Raw genomic sequence first — 15,127 nt, 5'->3', positions numbered from 1 at the left:
ATCAGTTTTTTGTATTTTCTGCACTTATTTACCTCCTAAAAATTCTTTCATTTCTTTATACGTTTTTTAACATAAATACCCATAAGAATGTTAACGATTGTTGTAACTCGATAGGTAGTTGACCTAGCATCTTCTCATTTACTCCGCGCTTATATACACCGATGCCATCTACAACTTCAAAACCTTGTTCTTTCGCTAACTGTTCAAACTCCCAAGGCATCATCGTATTACAAACAACGTCTTTGCCATATAAACGAGGATAACTGTTCTCTCGAGGCTTTGCTGTCGGTCCTAAAATTGCAATACATGCATACCCATCTCTTTTTAAAACGCGCTTTATCTCATTTAATGCCCGTAATGGCTCCTCGGTCCATTCTAAAGAATTAATTGCCATAATTGATTCAAATTGCTCATTTTCAAATGGTAAGTAAGAAAGATCCCCTTTTATAAAAGATAAATTCGGTCCTTCTCCACGCTCCTTCCCTTTTTGAATCATCACTTCTGATAAATCTACTCCAACTGCTTTATAGCCCGCGCGACTTAATTTATATGTACCGTATCCATCACCACAACCAACATCGAGCACTTGAGCTTCTTTTTTCACGTATTTTTCAAAAAATGGAATAATTGTACTCCTACTCCCGCTGTCCCACATCTCTTGACTATTTTGAGTCCAAAATTCTGCACTACTATCCCATTTTTTCTCTGCTGATTCATGCCAATTAAATTTCGTCATACATTCCCCTGCCTTCACGTTTTATCACTCATTTCATTCTACATCATTTTCCAAAATTCCTGTTTATCTTCACTAGGAGATGTACAAGCTAATAATGAAATCTTTATTCTCCAATTTTTGCTTTACTTGGGTTTAACTCATACTCATGTTCTTCTCTTTATGTAAGATACTATAGGTACACCCAATTGAAAGAGAGGGATGTACATGCGAAGAAAGAGAAATCATCATTTTAAAAGTGGTGAAAAAAACGAAGAGTATGCAGCTGAAATATCACCAGCTGGCATACCAATTAGACATAAGCGTAAAGAAATTGCAAATGAAATAGAAGGTACAAATACCGGTGCAATGGTAGGCTATGTCGCTTTATTTCTTTCGCTTTTCTCAATTGCATTTTATCCGGTTACACTCGGCTCTCTTGCGATTTTAGTCGGCTTATTAGCTGTCAATTTCGGCGCAAGAACACTTGGATATACAGCAATTGGTTTTGGTAGTTTTTCTGTTTTATTTACTTTACTCTATCCGCTTGCTTTGTCAGCGTTTTAAAAAAAACACACCAAGTTATACTTGGTGTGTTCATTCGTGGTACAACATAATATGACCGCATCCACAACAATGTTTCGCTGTAATTTCTTGAAACACTGGATAATTCTCTTCATCCCGATGCTCAATAAACACCTTTTCAAATCGATACATATTTGGTGCATATGCCCAATCTTGTTTCGTCCGTGCATACAAAGTTGAGGAAAAAAACTCCTCACCACCGCAAACGATACATGTATTCTTCATCACTACCCCTCCTATGCTTGTCTTACTTCATCTATATGAACATAAGCATAAAAAAAAGACCTTCTATTACTAGAAAGTCTTCTCTGAAACAAAAAGAAATGTACCAAACATTCCTACTCCGCTATATTCTTTCGTAACACCAGCTTCTGTTTTAAATGTTTGCTTTGCAGTCATAAAGAATACACCATTTCGTGCATCTGTACTTTCAAATTGTAATTTTTCTTTTTTACCATCTACATTTTGTGTGCATTCAAAACTACTCTCATCACATTTCAATGCATACTTATCCTCTACATATACTTTAAAATCCGATTCTTTCGGACAAGTAATAAGTAAAATCGCTACGAGAATAATACTTACAATACCCACAATTGTATAATATTTCTTCATTTGTACTCCTTTCAAATGACAAGAAAACTTGACTTCATGCGCCAAGTTTTCTTAGTCCACAACCCATTGCCATTCTTGTTCTTTCTTATCAAAAATGAGCCAACCTGTCTCTGTTGCTTCTGCTTTCAATTCATCAATATTATCTAGTACCTCATCCGTGCTTTCATACGAACCAACTACATATACCGGAATTTCAAGACCTCTTCTTGACTCAATTTTCCCTGCTAGATCAATATAAAGACCATCCTCCATTAATGGAAGAAGCCCCATGATCACTTCTTTCGAAATTGCTGGGAAAATTTTTGATTTTTGGAACAAAGAAAAACGTTTCTTACCGAAAGCACCGAGTTTATAAGGAATGACTTTACTTAACATCCCTACAAAGTCAGCAATTCTACGATAATACACTTTGTTGTACCATCCATCATCATGTGAAAAATAAACAAATCTATTTTTCAATAGCGGAAAGAATGTTCTTGCAAGTGGTTCTTTTTTGTGAGCCAAATATAAAAGCTCTGCAATTTCTTTTGGCTCTAATTCATCTAAATCGCTTGCATCATCAAAATCTACCCAACAAAATTCATCAAATTCATCAATCTCTGCTTGAATTAGCTTATGTATATTTTCTTCCTCAACATATTCAAATAAAGTATGATAATGAAAATCTGTCCATTCAAAGTTATGCTTCAAAAGCAACACTTGATGAAGCGGTGAAGGGATGTTACTTGCAAACTCTTTAAACGTAATTCCTGATGTAATAAAACAATGACCCCGACGATTACCATTAATATATATCATATTCTTTACTTGGTCAGATCCTCCAGACAAAGCACCTAGCCACCTTCGTTTTATATGTTTCAATTCTATAGCATATTTTAACATGAAAAATTTTAGAAACATAGAAAAAAATTCAAAAACTATTTACAATTTCATGTGTTTTATTACATAGTGATTACAAGAAAAAACACCTGCTCGTGAGCAGGCGTTTTTAAAGGATTTCATCTGGGTTTTGAGGGTGATGATTTCCCTCTTTCTTTTCATCTTTTTGGAACATCGATTGAATTTTATCAATTGTTTGTGGAGCTAATTCAATCATTTTTTCTGCTAAATGTGTCGCATTTTGTAGATGCAGAATATTTACTCCATCTTTATTCACTACAAGAAATGCTACTGGTGTAATAGAAACACCACCCGCGCTACCGCCACCAAATGCAGGGTTACCGTTCGCTCTTTGTCCATCATTCGTTTGGAAATCAGAACCTCCTGCTCCAAACCCGAACGCTACTTTAGAAACCGTTAACACCACACCACCGTCAGCCGTTTGAACAGGCTCTCCAACAATCGTATTTACATCGACCATTTCTTTTAAATTTTCCATTGCCGCTTTCATTAACCCTTGAATTGGATGATCCACCGTTCATAACCTCCTTTGTCATATCTTTCCTAGTTTTTCCGAAAGTTTGTGAACTAAACATAAAATTTTATATTGATTTCAAAAATATTTTTATAATCTCAGCAAAAACAAAAAAATGCCCTTGAATTGTATGGATGTCTCTAACAATTCAAGGGCACTTCACATTAAATAACCTTTTTTATTTATTCTCCTACTTAATGTTCTCACTTCAAAGTCATAATTACCTGTCTTTCAACAAAACCAAACTCTTCGTACATCTCTTTCGCAAAATTCCCAGCAAATACATTCAAACGAATTTCTGAAAACGTCTCCTTCAACTCCTTAATACCAGCTTCCATCAGTTCTCTCGACAGTCCTTTCCCGCGATATTCTGGAAAAACGTATAGCTCATATATAAATCCAAGTTTTTCACGAGAAAAATAGTCTGCATTTTCCCCTATTAATATCCACCCCATTACATTGTTTTCTTGTTTAACGACTAAATAATATGCTCCCTTTTCTACAATCGGCCTTGTAATTTCAATTGCTTTCTCTGTACTTAACTGACAATTTCCCCTCGTTCCTTCAAAAAGCGATTGAGCTGCATATTGTATTATTTCGTCCGTTTCTTCCCGATTCGCCTTTTCTATCATTTTTCACAACTCTCCTCTTTAATAGGCATTAATATTGCTCGTTCAAGTTCCTCCGACTCAATCACAATTGCCATCAATCCCTGTTCCGTACTCGTTTCATGAGATTCGTCCTTCTCCCAAAACACAGCTTGTCCCGCTTCCACCTTCACTTTTTCTTTATCTGCTCCGCATACATATCCTTCTCCGTCCACAATAAGAAGCAGCTGTGATACAACTGCTTCATGATATCCAATTATTCCATTCTCTCGTAAATGCATAGCACCAATATGTACATTTCCTTTATGGTTTAATATTTTTGACATTATGAAATTAGATTAAAATGCTGAGATTTTCTTTCCCACTTTTTCACTAAAATCAAAAATTTTCATTACTAGTCCTCCCTATACGTATAAAACCATCCTTACTGTCTGCATCATATGTCCTTCAAAATCTTCTTCAAATTCCTCTAATTGAGCAAAACCTTTCGCTTCATAAAAACGTTTTCCTTTTTCATTCGCTGCTTCTACATGAATGTATAGTTTCCGAATTCCTTTTAATTCCGTTAACCCTTTTTGTAATAAAGCACTTCCTACCCCTTTCCCTTGCTGATCTGGTAACAAATAAATCGCTCCTAATTCTGCTTCGTTTTGCAATCTAACGGGTGAAAAATTCGCAAAGCCAATTACTTCTCCCTCTTCTTCCGCAACGAATAAATGTGTATTTTCAAGACGATATTTCATTTTTTCATCAGAATAAGCCTCATCTAAGAAACTGTCTTGAATCTTTCTCGGAATAATGTCTTCGTATGTATCATGCCAAGCTATTTTCGCTACTGATTGTACAGCGTGAATGTCTTCTTGCTTCATTTCTCTAATTACATATGTCATCTCGTTGTCTCCATTCTCTTAAAATTATATTCTGCTAATATACTAGAAGAAATGGCAGAACCATTTTCATAATTTACTTTAATTAATTTTAATTTCTCAATGGAAGCTGTTGCATGATCAAATTTTTCATAAATATATTCCATTGCAATTAAAAACTGATTTACATGTAACTTATTTGCAATTGTACAATGTGGAACCCATTTTCCTGGCACATAATATGAATTTAAATTATCATGAAAAATTTTAAAATTATCATGATAAGGATGATGAAGTTTTAACAATTCATCTGTAATGGTCGGTGCTAAAAAGACCGTTCCGTTAGTAGGAAAAATTCCAACAGAAGGAAAAGTTACCTCAGCCATATTCTCTTGAACAGCTACAAACACCTCTAATTTCTCCTTATATAAATGAACGTCTAACTCATGGTAATCAGCTAATGTAATATGAGGTTCTACTCCTGCTAATTGATTCGTGCCAATGATATTTGTTATTTCATTTTGCAATTCTATAATTTTATTAGTAAACACACGATCAAATGTAGCAATAATAGCGTACATACTTCCTCACCCCTTCGTTACATATAGCGCTTCCCATTCTTCACGAATCATACCCATTCTAATAGAATCATAGTATGTTCCGTTATAATAACGGCATTTGCGCATTCTACCTTCTAATGTCATTCCTATTTTCTCCGCTACTTTCATCATTCGTTTATTACCAGACCAAGTCGTGATTCCTACCCTACCAATTTCCATCTTTTCAAATATTAAATCTCGATATAACGTTAACGCTTCTGTACCGTAGCCACCATTCCAGTAATTTGGATTATAAATAACAAGCCCCATCTCCAACCAACGCGTCAGTTTATGCTCCCAATAAAACCCGATTGTCCCTATAATTTGGCCGTTATTTTCTATAATTAATTTAGATAGAGGTTCTTCTTTTAAACGAGTTTGCATCTTTTCTTTATAAGACGGGTATTCTTGCATTGAAAACGGAAAATACGGTGCATCCCATTTTTTCCATTCTGGATTTTCTTCTTTAAATACGAGACTCCATAATGTTTTTATATCTGATTCTTCAATTGTACGAATTGTAACTTTATCCCCTTTTACTCTTACGTTTTGCATAATTTCCTCCTACACTCCTCTTTATTTCATATATAATTATAATATTTTTTCAGAAAAATCAAAACAAATATCCTTTATTATATTGTATAATTTTGTTATAAGATACCAATTATTCATGTGGAAAGCTGGTGATTCAATGAATAATCGATTTAGTATTACTTTATTTCTCACTATTATTACAACAAATATTATTCTCTATTTCTTCTTACCATTACGTATTGTTACAAAATGGGACTTCAATGGAACGCCTACATCAACAATGGATAAAAGCACTTTTGTTATCGTAAATATAATTATTTGTTCCTTCTTATTCTTTTTATTTTTAGCTTTATTTAAAGCAGCGAGTAACCAGAAATCTCCCCTTTGGATCGGCAACACAATTTTACTATTTTTATTTTTTGTCGATATTGTCATCGCTCTCATTGCTCTTGGCTTCGCACTCCCTCTTGATCATTTAATATTTTTAGCATTAGGGCTTTTATTTATATTAATAGGCTATTTCAGTTCAAAAATTGATACGACTAAATCAACAATTTCATTGGAATGGAATGATAAGCATCTTGAAAAAAGAGCTTCAAATATTTGTAGTATTTCAATGATGATAGCAGGTATTTTCCTAGCCGGGCTTCCATTTATCATTCCTGCTCCGTATAGAGGTTATGCTATACTCACAATTTTTTTAGGAATGACGCTTGTCATTTTACCGAGTACGATTTACTTACTTCTGAAAGACAGTAAACAATCTACTCATTTAAAAAGATAATAAAAAAATAGGAGGCTCCATACCTCCTATTTCATCTTTTCTATCTCAACTAAAATACCTTTCTCTATCCAGCCTTCTACTCCATCTCTTTTAATTAAATCATATCCTGAGCAGCTGCCATCAATGAGAGAAACAATGTCCCCTTTTCTTACGCTTATTTGTGCACAAGAAATATCGGTTTTCACTGTGTATTCACCTGTCTCAAGTTGCCTAATATATTCATTTTTCACAGAGAGTAATTTATTCGTTTCCTTTTGCTTACATATTGTATAATCTTTCATCTTCTCCATAGGCTCTATGTAATAGTACGGATAGGTCACCCCGCCCTGCATTGATGTGTTCGCATTAAAATCAGCTATTACTTCATACTCTGGAAAATAGTCTACATATGTATAAAAAAACGTATCCCTTCCACTTTCCCTCTGAATGATAAATGCGTTTAATTGTCCTGCTTCTTTAATCGCATTTCCCCCATCAATCGCAATAATCTTTTTCTCCTCATCAATAACTGGATTGTTAGACGGTGCCTTGTCTGAATAGTTTACAACAGGCCAATGACCGACAACTACATACTTATTTGCTCTATGTGATTTATTGAAAAACTCTGGCATTGCTATCGCATTTTTGCGCTCTGTTTCTTTCCAATCTTCTTTATCATCAAGGCCAGCATGTACAAAAATATAATCTTCTGTTTCAATCGCTGTTGGTAATTCTGTTAACCACTTTATTTCTTTTGAAAAATGACCCATCAATATGTTTTTCACTTCACAAATATCACTTTCTTCATTAACGGTAACACTCAATTCCGCTAGCCACTCATTAAAAATTGTATTCTTTCGCGTACATAAATAATGTATTAGCGCGGGATTTTCATTTACAAGTACTTCAACTACAACTTCACAATTCCCTTCAATTACATAAACGTTTGGCTTGCTAACTACTAGATCCATCACATAGTTTACGACGCCAATGCTATTTCTTCCTTTCTCACAAAGATCACCATTAATAATTAAATAATCCTCATCTTTAAAATTAATTTTATGTAGTAGTTCATTAAAAAGATTTAATTCTCCATGAATATCAGAAATAATGATGACTCTTCCATCATTTGGTATAGATAATTTCTTTATTTTTTCCAAGTATAAACGCTCCTAACATTCTCCAAATTCAATATTCCCTTGTTATTTTCTAATATTCGACAAATTATATTACTGGACCTGTTGCTAGCTCAAATCCAGAAAAGAAAATAGGTTCCATATATTTTTAAACATGGAACCTATTTAATATTATAGCTCTTTATAAAAAGAATAGCTTACCTTATCATAGCCCTCTCTTTCATAAAAACGATGTGCATCCATTCTTTGAAACGCAGATGTAAGAACGATAGAGCTGCACCCTTTTTCTTTCCCCCATTTTTCTACATATGACAGCAGAACTTTACCATATCCTTTTGATCTGTGTGCTTCCGCAGTTACAAGATCATATACGAAAACATGTTTCTCATTATAAAAATTCGTACAAATCGCTACACCGGCTAGACTCACAACTTCTTCCTCTTCATTACGTAGCGAAAATAGTTTATAGTTTTCTTCTTTCATTTTTTGAAATAAAGAACTTGCTTCTTCTTTTGAAAGTTTTGTTCTTAACTGCTGTAATACGGGAAATACATCATGTAAATCCGCTTCTGTTACTACTGCTCTAATATTCATTATGACTCTCTCCTTACTATTTATAAAATTTTCTAAATGTTATATCATCATTATAGAAAACAACTGCCCTTAGCTTAAGTGACAGTTCTATTCTTTTTTATAAGGCCAGTATAAAGAGGAGTGTCTACGAATGGATCTTACTATCCCATTACAATTACAAAGTAAAACACCCATTTACATACAGATTTACGAATATGTGAAACGAGAAATCTCTCATGGATCACTATGTGCCGGTACACGCCTTCCTTCTCACAGAAATTTAGCTATGCAACTTAATGTGAGCCGTATTACAGTGGAATCCGCTTATCAACAATTACTAGCTGAAGGGTATGTAGAAAGCAAACCGAAACGTGGGATTTTTGTTGCAGAAGTTGATATTGATGTCATTCAAAAGAAACAGCAAATTGCGTCAAACAGTGCTAACAATAAAAAAGACGAACAATATGATTATGATTGTAGTCAAGGACTTATTGATCAAAAAGCTTTTCCAATAACAAACTGGAAAAGAGCAATACACGAAACTTTATTTCAGTATGAAAATGAATTATTTGCTAAGGAAGATCCACAAGGTGAGCTCGTTCTACGAGAACATATTTCAAAGTATTTATATCATGCTCGCGGGGTACATTCTTCACCTGATCAAATTATTATTGGAGCAGGTACGCAGCCTCTTCTTTGGCTACTACTTCAACTACTTGGTTCAAAAAAGGAATTCGGAATCGAAAACCCTGGATTTCACCGTATTCCTGCTATGATTCAAAGTTCTGGTCTTACCGTTCACCCCATCCCTTTAGATAATAAAGGGATTCATATTTCCGCTTTACGTGAATCGGGTTGCAATGTAGCGTATGTCACTCCATCTCACCAATTTCCACTTGGAATCATTATGCCGTTATCTAGAAGACTCGAGTTATTAAAATGGGCGAATGATTGTAAGGGCTATATTATTGAAGATGATTACGACGGGGAATTCCGTTATATAGGAAAACCTATTCCTTCTTTACAAGGACTAGATGCAAATGAACGCGTTATTTATATGGGAACTTTCTCGAAATCTTTTTTACCTTCTTTACGAATGGGATATATTGTTTTACCACCTCATCTGTTAAGAGCCTATGAAGAGCTTGGTGGTATGTTTAAACAAACAGTTTCTACGCTGCAACAACTTACCTTTGCCACCTTTATTCAAAATGGTGATTGGGAACGTCATATTAACCGCAGTCGGACGTTATATAAAAGAAAACATATTTCTTTAATTAAATCTATTACAAACGAGATGGGAAATAACGTTCATATACTCGGTGAACAATCCGGACTTCATATTGTACTTCACGTTCATAACGGAATGAATGAACAAGAACTTATTCATGCAGCCGCAAAAGAACGTATTAAGTTATACCCTCTCTCCACATACGATTCTGTTCATAATGTAATGGATGAGTCGTATGTATTGCTCGGTTTTGGCAGTATTCCAGAGAATTGTATCGAAACTGTAGTTCAATTACTGAAAAAGGCCTGGTTCCCTAAATAAGAATAGCTCCACGCAAGTTATACTTACGTGGAGCTATTTTCATTCACTATTTTTCTGATCTCGCTGCCCTTCCCGGACGTTTGACACCAGTTGTTTCTGTTGAATAGGAAGCTTCAATGATAGCAGTTGGATCTACAGAGAGAACGAGATCTTTCATTTTTGGATAAATGAAACGGTTTGTAATACAATAAATGATTCTCTTATGTTCTCCTAAAAAACCACCTTCTCCATGTAGATACGTAACGGATAATTGCAATTCTTTCATAAGCAGATCGCCTATTTCTTTATTTTTACCAGAAATAATCATGACGCTCTTTCCTTGATTAATACCATCTAATATGAAATCAATCATCTTCGTAACAATATAGAAAATTGCTAATGAGAACATCGCTTGTTCGATTGAAAATAAAATCGCTACAAATGTGAAAATAACTGCATTTACAGCAAGTAAAAATGTACTAATCGGTACTTTAAAGTGTTTGTTCATCCAAACCGCTAACATTTCTGATCCATCTATTGCTCCACCCATTTTAACAACAATCCCAACGCCTATTCCAAACAGTACGCCACCATAAAGTACAATTAATAGTTCAGAAGTCGTAATCGCTGGAAATGGTTTTAAATAGATTAATCCGAGTGTTGTAACTACATTTGCATAAGATGTACGGATGAAGAACTTCTTCCCCATTACTTTTGCGGTAAATAGCAGGATAGGAATATTAAGTCCTAAAAACACTCCGTAAAGCGGTAATCCAGCAACTTTATTTGCCATAATAGCAATGGCCGTTACCCCGCCATCTACTAATCCATTAGGTGCTAAAATAAGCTCTAATGAACCCGCTACAATAATCGATCCAATTGTTAATAATACGTATTCAAATACTCTTTTCATTCATTACCCCCAAAACTTATGTATTTTCTTAGTATTATTTTAACGTAATTTTACTACTGATTCAAAGATATGAGTTTATATACACAAAAGTTTCACCTTTACAGTGATTTTTTATGTAATTTATTTATAGAAACACACTTACATATTACAGTAAGTGTGCTCCAAACATTTATTTAAGTTTTGAGTATGAATTCATTTTCATTTTTAATATTTCATCAACTGCCCTATTATACCCACCAGCATTTCGAAGTGACTCTCCAACTTTACGACTATTTTCTTTAAACGTTACATCATCCATTACTTTCTCTACAGTCTCACGTAACAATTCAGAACTTAATTCTTTACGATTAATCCTTATTCCAGCCCCTACTTCAGTCACTCGTTGCGCAACTAAAGGCTGATCTCCTGTTACAGGAATTACAACTAACGGGACACCGTAATATAGTGCTTCACTCGAACTATTCATACCACCATGTGTCACGAATACATCAGCATGCTGTAATATTTCTAATTGCGGTACGTAATTATACAACTTAAAGTTATTCGGAATGTTTTCAAATTGATTTATATTTATCCTCTTACCAACTACTAATACGACTGTCGCTTCTACATCTTTAAACGCTTCAAAACATTTTTCATATAGTTCAGGTTGTTCATTAAAAACTGTTCCCATAGAAATGAAAATCAATTTTTCATCTTTTAAATCTTCCATAGAAAAGCTGTCTACTTCTTTTCGAGTAGCAATTGATGGGCCGACAAACTTATACGATTCATCGAATACATCTGAACGCGGCTGGTATTCTTTTGAAGTATATACGATAGTAATATCACCAGGATGATTCATAATATCATACATACTATTACATTTCATTCCATACTGCCTATTCCATTTTTCCATTCCCGCTAAACAAGATTGATATAATGGATTCGTTTCATCTACTTGTCTTGATTCTTGTTCATCATGAAAAGTAATGTACTGATTAAAAGCAAATGTTGTACAAGAAGAAACGCTAGGTAATTTTAAAACATTGGCTATAATACTTCCTACGGGAAAATGATTATCGTATATCAAGTAATCGTACTTTTCTCCTTTTGTTTCTTCTACAATTTGAGTCACAATACGCTCTGATGCCTCAATCATATGAGATAGCATCGTCAAAGGACTCCCACCTTCATTTACTCGTTCCATAATATTAATTTGAGAGAGGAAATTCTCAAACACTCGGAATTCTGCACCTGTTGCTTCAATCTTCTTTCTATAATCTTCAATACAATACGAAACAACTGTCTCCCCTCGCCGAATTAACTCACTTACAATAGCTAAAGTCGGATTTATATGACCTTCTCCAGGGAAATTTATTACGAGTACATTTGCCATCATATTCTCTCCTATCTAATATTATTAATAATTAATTATATTAATTAATTTAAAACTATTATAAAGGAATCTATTCTATTTCTTCACATTTTTCTCTTCATTTTATTATTGAGAAATATTTTTCATAACCAACATTATAATTCTTATAAAAGAGCGCTTAACTCTTCATTTACTGAAAATAAGAGATTTACATTCGGGTGTTTTTACAGATTTATCATCAGAAATATTATTTTGATAATTCATACAAAAGTAGAAAAATATAATTTCCACACTGATTTCTCACTATAAATTTATTTAAGTTCTATGTTGTCCCTATCATTATCCACTTGGAACATATTCTGTTATATAATGAATTTATAGAATTTACAGAAAAAGGAGCGTTTTTATGCTACAACAACTATTCACTTCACCTATTTTATCTGTCCAAACTTTACACCCAGGTTATGAAGACCATGCAAGCGATGTGTTTCTTGTTAAAACAGCAGCTGAAGAAGTTATTGTTCGTTCCTCAAAAATAACGGAAGAGCCAAACAATGATTTTTGGTGGGGATGTAAAAACCTATTTGGAATTGACCCAAGGAACGTACATCATTTAGAAGCTGTACATACATTGTTGCTAGCACATACTAATCTTCCTATCCCCGCAATATTAGAAAAACATATTTTAAATGGTCGTGAGTTCGTTGTAGCCGAAAAGTTAGTAGGTAACACAGTTCAATCTTTTATCGGGCAACCAGATTCTATTTTATTCAATCTAGGAAAAGGGCTTGCAGAAATACATAAATTTAAAACCGATTACATAGGAAATGTACCAGGCTCATTTCAAGTTACACTAGATGAATTCCAATCACACATTTTGAATGTGAGTAAAGAGATTGTGAATATGTTTTATTCCGATAATGAAAGCATACAAAATGCATTTCCTACTTTTGAATCACAACTTTCTTCCTTACCAGCACCAAAGGAATCAACGCTCGTTTTAATTGATATGGACCCTACTCAGTTTTTATCAGATGGTACAACTATTACGGGATTAGTAGATACAGAAGCCTACGCAGTTGCTCCCCGGGAGTTTGATTTTATCGGCTTAGAATATATATTTACTGAAAAAGAGGCTCATGCTTTTAAACAAGGTTACGAAACCATTATGCCCATTCCCCGTCTTGAAGAATGTAGACATCCCTATCGATATTTGTACCGATTATTATCTGTTCAGGGCAGCGTGGAGTTAGAAAAGTGGCTAAGTCATCCAGTCTATTTTTAAATACGAATGAGAGGGATTATGAAATGAATATTGAACAAAAGAAATCTTTAACAGCAAATGCAATTCAGCAAATGAAAGATTTAGCTCATATTTGCGGGGAATACGATCAAATTGATTATTCGTCACATTTACATATAAACTTTTTAACTGCTCGTACTAATGAAGAGATAAATGATTTTCTACTTTATGACGATACTCAATTAATCGGTTCATTAAGTATGTATGACTTTGAAAGACCGACAAAACTGGAGTTAATAGGGTTTGTTCATCCGAACTATAGGAAACAACATATAGGCACTACTCTTTTACAAGCTGCAATAAAAGAAATACGAATAAGAGAGGCAGATGAAGCTCTTCTTATTACGAATGGAGATTCTATTTCCGGGAAAGAATTTGCAAAACATATGAAGTTACCTTATTTATATAGTGAATATAGTATGGAGTTCAAAACAAAAGAAGTACAAAAAACACCAAAGCATACTATACAGCTTACTCTTGCCTCTTCAGAATCACTTCTTGATCTTATTGAAATTTCCAGTAAAGCTTTTGGAGATTCAGCAGAAAATACCGCTATATGGTTACAAAAAATGATGAATTTACCTTCCCATCAAGTTTACAGTGCCCTTATCGACGAAAAAGTGATAGGAACGATTACGGTTTCTGAGCAAGAACAATCTACTACACTATCAGGATTCGCCGTTCATCCTTCTTATCAAGGTAAAGGATATGGTAAAGATATTCTTAGTTATATGGTACATACCCTTATTACAAAAGGAGTTTCAACAATTGAATTAGACGTCGAAATGAAAAATAACAATGCTTTAAAACTATATACACAATGTGGTTTTGAAATGAAAACGAAGCATGACTATTATAATGTAATGAATCTTGAGGTGAATACATATGTGTAAAAAACTAATTTATTCTGATTATGATATTTTCGCATCCATTTATAATAAACATTGGGGGCATTATGCTGAACACTCCTATCTACTTTTGGAAAAAATCGTTTTACAATATGCACCACCACATTCTCATATTTTAGATCTTTGCTGCGGGACTGGTCACCTTACTAAGAAATTAATTGATAATACTTTTGTAGTAACTGGTATAGATGGTTCTGCTCAAATGATTGAATACGCACGTCAAAACGCGCCGGATGCAACCTTTATCGTCGATGATGCTCGTTATTTCAATATAAATGAGCAATTTCACTATGTTATCTCTACTGGCGATAGCTTAAACCATATTTTAAAATTAGATGAATTAATAAATGTTTTTCGTAATGTTTACTCCGTATTACATAGCAAAGGTACATTTGTATTTGATATGAATATGGAGAAAGGTTTTCTTGAAAATTGGATTGCTTCATTTCATATTTCAGTGGAAGAATATGTATGTACGATTGATTCTACCTATGATAACGAAAATAAAAAAGCAGAAATGAACTTTATACTATTTCAACATGACATAGATAATACTTGGACAAGAAGTGACTTTTCTTTTGAGGAAGCTTGTTATTCCGATGAAGAAATAATTTCTTCGTTGGAATCTGTAGGTTTTAAGAACATTCAATTACACGGTACAAATAGAGCATTTTTCATTTGTCAAAAATAAAAAAACTGAATCATAACGA

General features: G+C 33.9%; 19 protein-coding genes and 1 pseudogene. 6 read left to right on the top strand and 14 right to left on the bottom strand.

What is annotated here, in order from left to right:
- Positions 1 to 55: 55 nt before the first annotated feature.
- The gene (locus tag ILS93_RS18560) at positions 56 to 736 is read right to left on the bottom strand and encodes a class I SAM-dependent methyltransferase (RefSeq protein ID WP_064473988.1); all 681 of its coding nucleotides are present in this window, start codon (positions 734 to 736) and stop codon (positions 56 to 58) included.
- Positions 737 to 940: 204 nt separating this feature from the next.
- Here ILS93_RS18560 and ILS93_RS18555 point away from each other — a divergent pair, with 204 nt between their 5' ends.
- Positions 941 to 1,279, top strand: coding sequence for a hypothetical protein (locus tag ILS93_RS18555; protein ID WP_001253201.1), 339 nt, complete (start codon positions 941 to 943; stop codon positions 1,277 to 1,279).
- Positions 1,280 to 1,309: 30 nt separating this feature from the next.
- On the opposite strand, the gene ILS93_RS18550 is transcribed toward ILS93_RS18555, so the two are convergent.
- From ILS93_RS18550 to ILS93_RS18510, 9 genes and pseudogenes are all read right to left on the bottom strand, one after another.
- Positions 1,310 to 1,522, bottom strand: a complete 213-nt coding sequence (locus ILS93_RS18550) for a hypothetical protein (protein WP_000798747.1) — start codon at positions 1,520 to 1,522, stop codon at positions 1,310 to 1,312.
- A gap of 69 nt (positions 1,523 to 1,591) precedes the next feature.
- On the bottom strand, positions 1,592 to 1,912 hold the full coding sequence (locus ILS93_RS18545) for a hypothetical protein (protein ID WP_048540982.1): 321 nt from the start codon (positions 1,910 to 1,912) through the stop codon (positions 1,592 to 1,594).
- Between the two features lie 51 nt (positions 1,913 to 1,963).
- On the bottom strand, positions 1,964 to 2,740 hold the full coding sequence (locus ILS93_RS18540) for a hypothetical protein (protein WP_064473989.1): 777 nt from the start codon (positions 2,738 to 2,740) through the stop codon (positions 1,964 to 1,966).
- A 160-nt stretch (positions 2,741 to 2,900) separates the two neighbouring features.
- Entirely contained in the window at positions 2,901 to 3,326 is a 426-nt protein-coding gene (gene ytfJ / locus ILS93_RS18535; protein ID WP_000349987.1) for a GerW family sporulation protein, read from the bottom strand.
- Between the two features lie 203 nt (positions 3,327 to 3,529).
- A complete protein-coding gene (locus ILS93_RS18530) occupies positions 3,530 to 3,958 on the bottom strand; it encodes a GNAT family N-acetyltransferase (RefSeq protein WP_064473990.1) in 429 nt (142 codons plus the stop codon).
- A pseudogene (locus tag ILS93_RS18525) lies at positions 3,955 to 4,326 on the bottom strand (cupin). The gene ILS93_RS18530 and the pseudogene ILS93_RS18525 overlap by 4 nt, the downstream one beginning before the upstream one ends.
- Positions 4,327 to 4,338: 12 nt before the next feature.
- Positions 4,339 to 4,824, bottom strand: a complete 486-nt coding sequence (locus ILS93_RS18520; protein WP_064473991.1) for a GNAT family N-acetyltransferase — start codon at positions 4,822 to 4,824, stop codon at positions 4,339 to 4,341.
- Positions 4,821 to 5,381, bottom strand: coding sequence for a 2'-5' RNA ligase family protein (locus ILS93_RS18515; protein ID WP_222661069.1), 561 nt, complete (start codon positions 5,379 to 5,381; stop codon positions 4,821 to 4,823). The genes ILS93_RS18520 and ILS93_RS18515 overlap by 4 nt, the downstream gene beginning before the upstream one ends.
- A gap of 6 nt (positions 5,382 to 5,387) precedes the next feature.
- Positions 5,388 to 5,954 carry a GNAT family N-acetyltransferase gene (locus ILS93_RS18510; protein ID WP_064473993.1) on the bottom strand — a complete coding sequence of 189 codons (567 nt, stop codon included), beginning with the start codon at positions 5,952 to 5,954 and terminating at the stop codon, positions 5,388 to 5,390.
- A 136-nt stretch (positions 5,955 to 6,090) separates the two neighbouring features.
- On the opposite strand from ILS93_RS18510, the gene ILS93_RS18505 reads away from it, so the two are divergent.
- Entirely contained in the window at positions 6,091 to 6,717 is a 627-nt protein-coding gene (locus tag ILS93_RS18505; RefSeq protein ID WP_064474004.1) for a DUF1648 domain-containing protein, read from the top strand.
- Between the two features lie 26 nt (positions 6,718 to 6,743).
- On the opposite strand, the gene ILS93_RS18500 is transcribed toward ILS93_RS18505, so the two are convergent.
- Positions 6,744 to 7,856 carry a metallophosphoesterase gene (locus ILS93_RS18500; protein WP_098103182.1) on the bottom strand — a complete coding sequence of 371 codons (1,113 nt, stop codon included), beginning with the start codon at positions 7,854 to 7,856 and terminating at the stop codon, positions 6,744 to 6,746.
- A gap of 147 nt (positions 7,857 to 8,003) precedes the next feature.
- Positions 8,004 to 8,426, bottom strand: coding sequence for a GNAT family N-acetyltransferase (locus ILS93_RS18495; RefSeq protein ID WP_098103181.1), 423 nt, complete (start codon positions 8,424 to 8,426; stop codon positions 8,004 to 8,006).
- A 130-nt stretch (positions 8,427 to 8,556) separates the two neighbouring features.
- Here ILS93_RS18495 and pdxR point away from each other — a divergent pair, with 130 nt between their 5' ends.
- A complete protein-coding gene (gene pdxR, locus ILS93_RS18490; RefSeq protein WP_222661067.1) occupies positions 8,557 to 9,957 on the top strand; it encodes a MocR-like pyridoxine biosynthesis transcription factor PdxR in 1,401 nt (466 codons plus the stop codon).
- A gap of 46 nt (positions 9,958 to 10,003) precedes the next feature.
- On the opposite strand, the gene ILS93_RS18485 is transcribed toward pdxR, so the two are convergent.
- Positions 10,004 to 10,849, bottom strand: coding sequence for a YitT family protein (locus ILS93_RS18485; protein WP_000831975.1), 846 nt, complete (start codon positions 10,847 to 10,849; stop codon positions 10,004 to 10,006).
- A gap of 169 nt (positions 10,850 to 11,018) precedes the next feature.
- On the bottom strand, positions 11,019 to 12,227 hold the full coding sequence (locus ILS93_RS18480; RefSeq protein WP_098103179.1) for a macrolide family glycosyltransferase: 1,209 nt from the start codon (positions 12,225 to 12,227) through the stop codon (positions 11,019 to 11,021).
- Between the two features lie 385 nt (positions 12,228 to 12,612).
- Here ILS93_RS18480 and ILS93_RS18475 point away from each other — a divergent pair, with 385 nt between their 5' ends.
- From ILS93_RS18475 to ILS93_RS18465, 3 genes are read left to right on the top strand one after another with little or no spacing between them, the layout of a single operon-like run.
- Positions 12,613 to 13,491 carry a nitrate reductase gene (locus tag ILS93_RS18475; RefSeq protein WP_088047474.1) on the top strand — a complete coding sequence of 293 codons (879 nt, stop codon included), beginning with the start codon at positions 12,613 to 12,615 and terminating at the stop codon, positions 13,489 to 13,491.
- Between the two features lie 23 nt (positions 13,492 to 13,514).
- Positions 13,515 to 14,402 (top strand): GNAT family N-acetyltransferase, encoded by an 888-nt coding sequence (locus tag ILS93_RS18470; protein WP_222661065.1) that lies wholly within the window; start codon positions 13,515 to 13,517, stop codon positions 14,400 to 14,402.
- Positions 14,395 to 15,108, top strand: a complete 714-nt coding sequence (locus tag ILS93_RS18465; RefSeq protein WP_064474000.1) for a class I SAM-dependent methyltransferase — start codon at positions 14,395 to 14,397, stop codon at positions 15,106 to 15,108. Before ILS93_RS18470 ends, ILS93_RS18465 begins: the two co-directional genes overlap by 8 nt.
- Positions 15,109 to 15,127 lie beyond the last annotated feature (19 nt).

This window comes from Bacillus sp. 16GRE42, from assembly GCF_019837435.1.
GTDB classification, from domain to species: domain Bacteria; phylum Bacillota; class Bacilli; order Bacillales; family Bacillaceae_G; genus Bacillus_A; species Bacillus_A wiedmannii.
Note: the sequence above shows the minus strand (reverse complement) of the source record. Positions and strands in the feature narration are given on the sequence as shown.

What these genes read in the sequence shown, in the direction of transcription:
- ILS93_RS18560 (WP_064473988.1), bottom strand. Translation starts at nt 736, where the DNA reads ATGACGAAATTTAATTGGCATGAATCAGCAGAGAAAAAATGGGATAGT.
- ILS93_RS18555 (WP_001253201.1), top strand. Translation starts at nt 941, where the DNA reads ATGCGAAGAAAGAGAAATCATCATTTTAAAAGTGGTGAAAAAAACGAA.
- ILS93_RS18550 (WP_000798747.1), bottom strand. Translation starts at nt 1,522, where the DNA reads ATGAAGAATACATGTATCGTTTGCGGTGGTGAGGAGTTTTTTTCCTCA.
- ILS93_RS18545 (WP_048540982.1), bottom strand. Translation starts at nt 1,912, where the DNA reads ATGAAGAAATATTATACAATTGTGGGTATTGTAAGTATTATTCTCGTA.
- ILS93_RS18530 (WP_064473990.1), bottom strand. Translation starts at nt 3,958, where the DNA reads ATGATAGAAAAGGCGAATCGGGAAGAAACGGACGAAATAATACAATAT.
- ILS93_RS18520 (WP_064473991.1), bottom strand. Translation starts at nt 4,824, where the DNA reads ATGACATATGTAATTAGAGAAATGAAGCAAGAAGACATTCACGCTGTA.
- ILS93_RS18515 (WP_222661069.1), bottom strand. Translation starts at nt 5,381, where the DNA reads ATGTACGCTATTATTGCTACATTTGATCGTGTGTTTACTAATAAAATT.
- ILS93_RS18510 (WP_064473993.1), bottom strand. Translation starts at nt 5,954, where the DNA reads ATGCAAAACGTAAGAGTAAAAGGGGATAAAGTTACAATTCGTACAATT.
- ILS93_RS18505 (WP_064474004.1), top strand. Translation starts at nt 6,091, where the DNA reads ATGAATAATCGATTTAGTATTACTTTATTTCTCACTATTATTACAACA.
- ILS93_RS18495 (WP_098103181.1), bottom strand. Translation starts at nt 8,426, where the DNA reads ATGAATATTAGAGCAGTAGTAACAGAAGCGGATTTACATGATGTATTT.
- pdxR (WP_222661067.1), top strand. Translation starts at nt 8,557, where the DNA reads ATGGATCTTACTATCCCATTACAATTACAAAGTAAAACACCCATTTAC.
- ILS93_RS18485 (WP_000831975.1), bottom strand. Translation starts at nt 10,849, where the DNA reads ATGAAAAGAGTATTTGAATACGTATTATTAACAATTGGATCGATTATT.
- ILS93_RS18480 (WP_098103179.1), bottom strand. Translation starts at nt 12,227, where the DNA reads ATGGCAAATGTACTCGTAATAAATTTCCCTGGAGAAGGTCATATAAAT.
- ILS93_RS18475 (WP_088047474.1), top strand. Translation starts at nt 12,613, where the DNA reads ATGCTACAACAACTATTCACTTCACCTATTTTATCTGTCCAAACTTTA.
- ILS93_RS18470 (WP_222661065.1), top strand. Translation starts at nt 13,515, where the DNA reads ATGAATATTGAACAAAAGAAATCTTTAACAGCAAATGCAATTCAGCAA.
- ILS93_RS18465 (WP_064474000.1), top strand. Translation starts at nt 14,395, where the DNA reads ATGTGTAAAAAACTAATTTATTCTGATTATGATATTTTCGCATCCATT.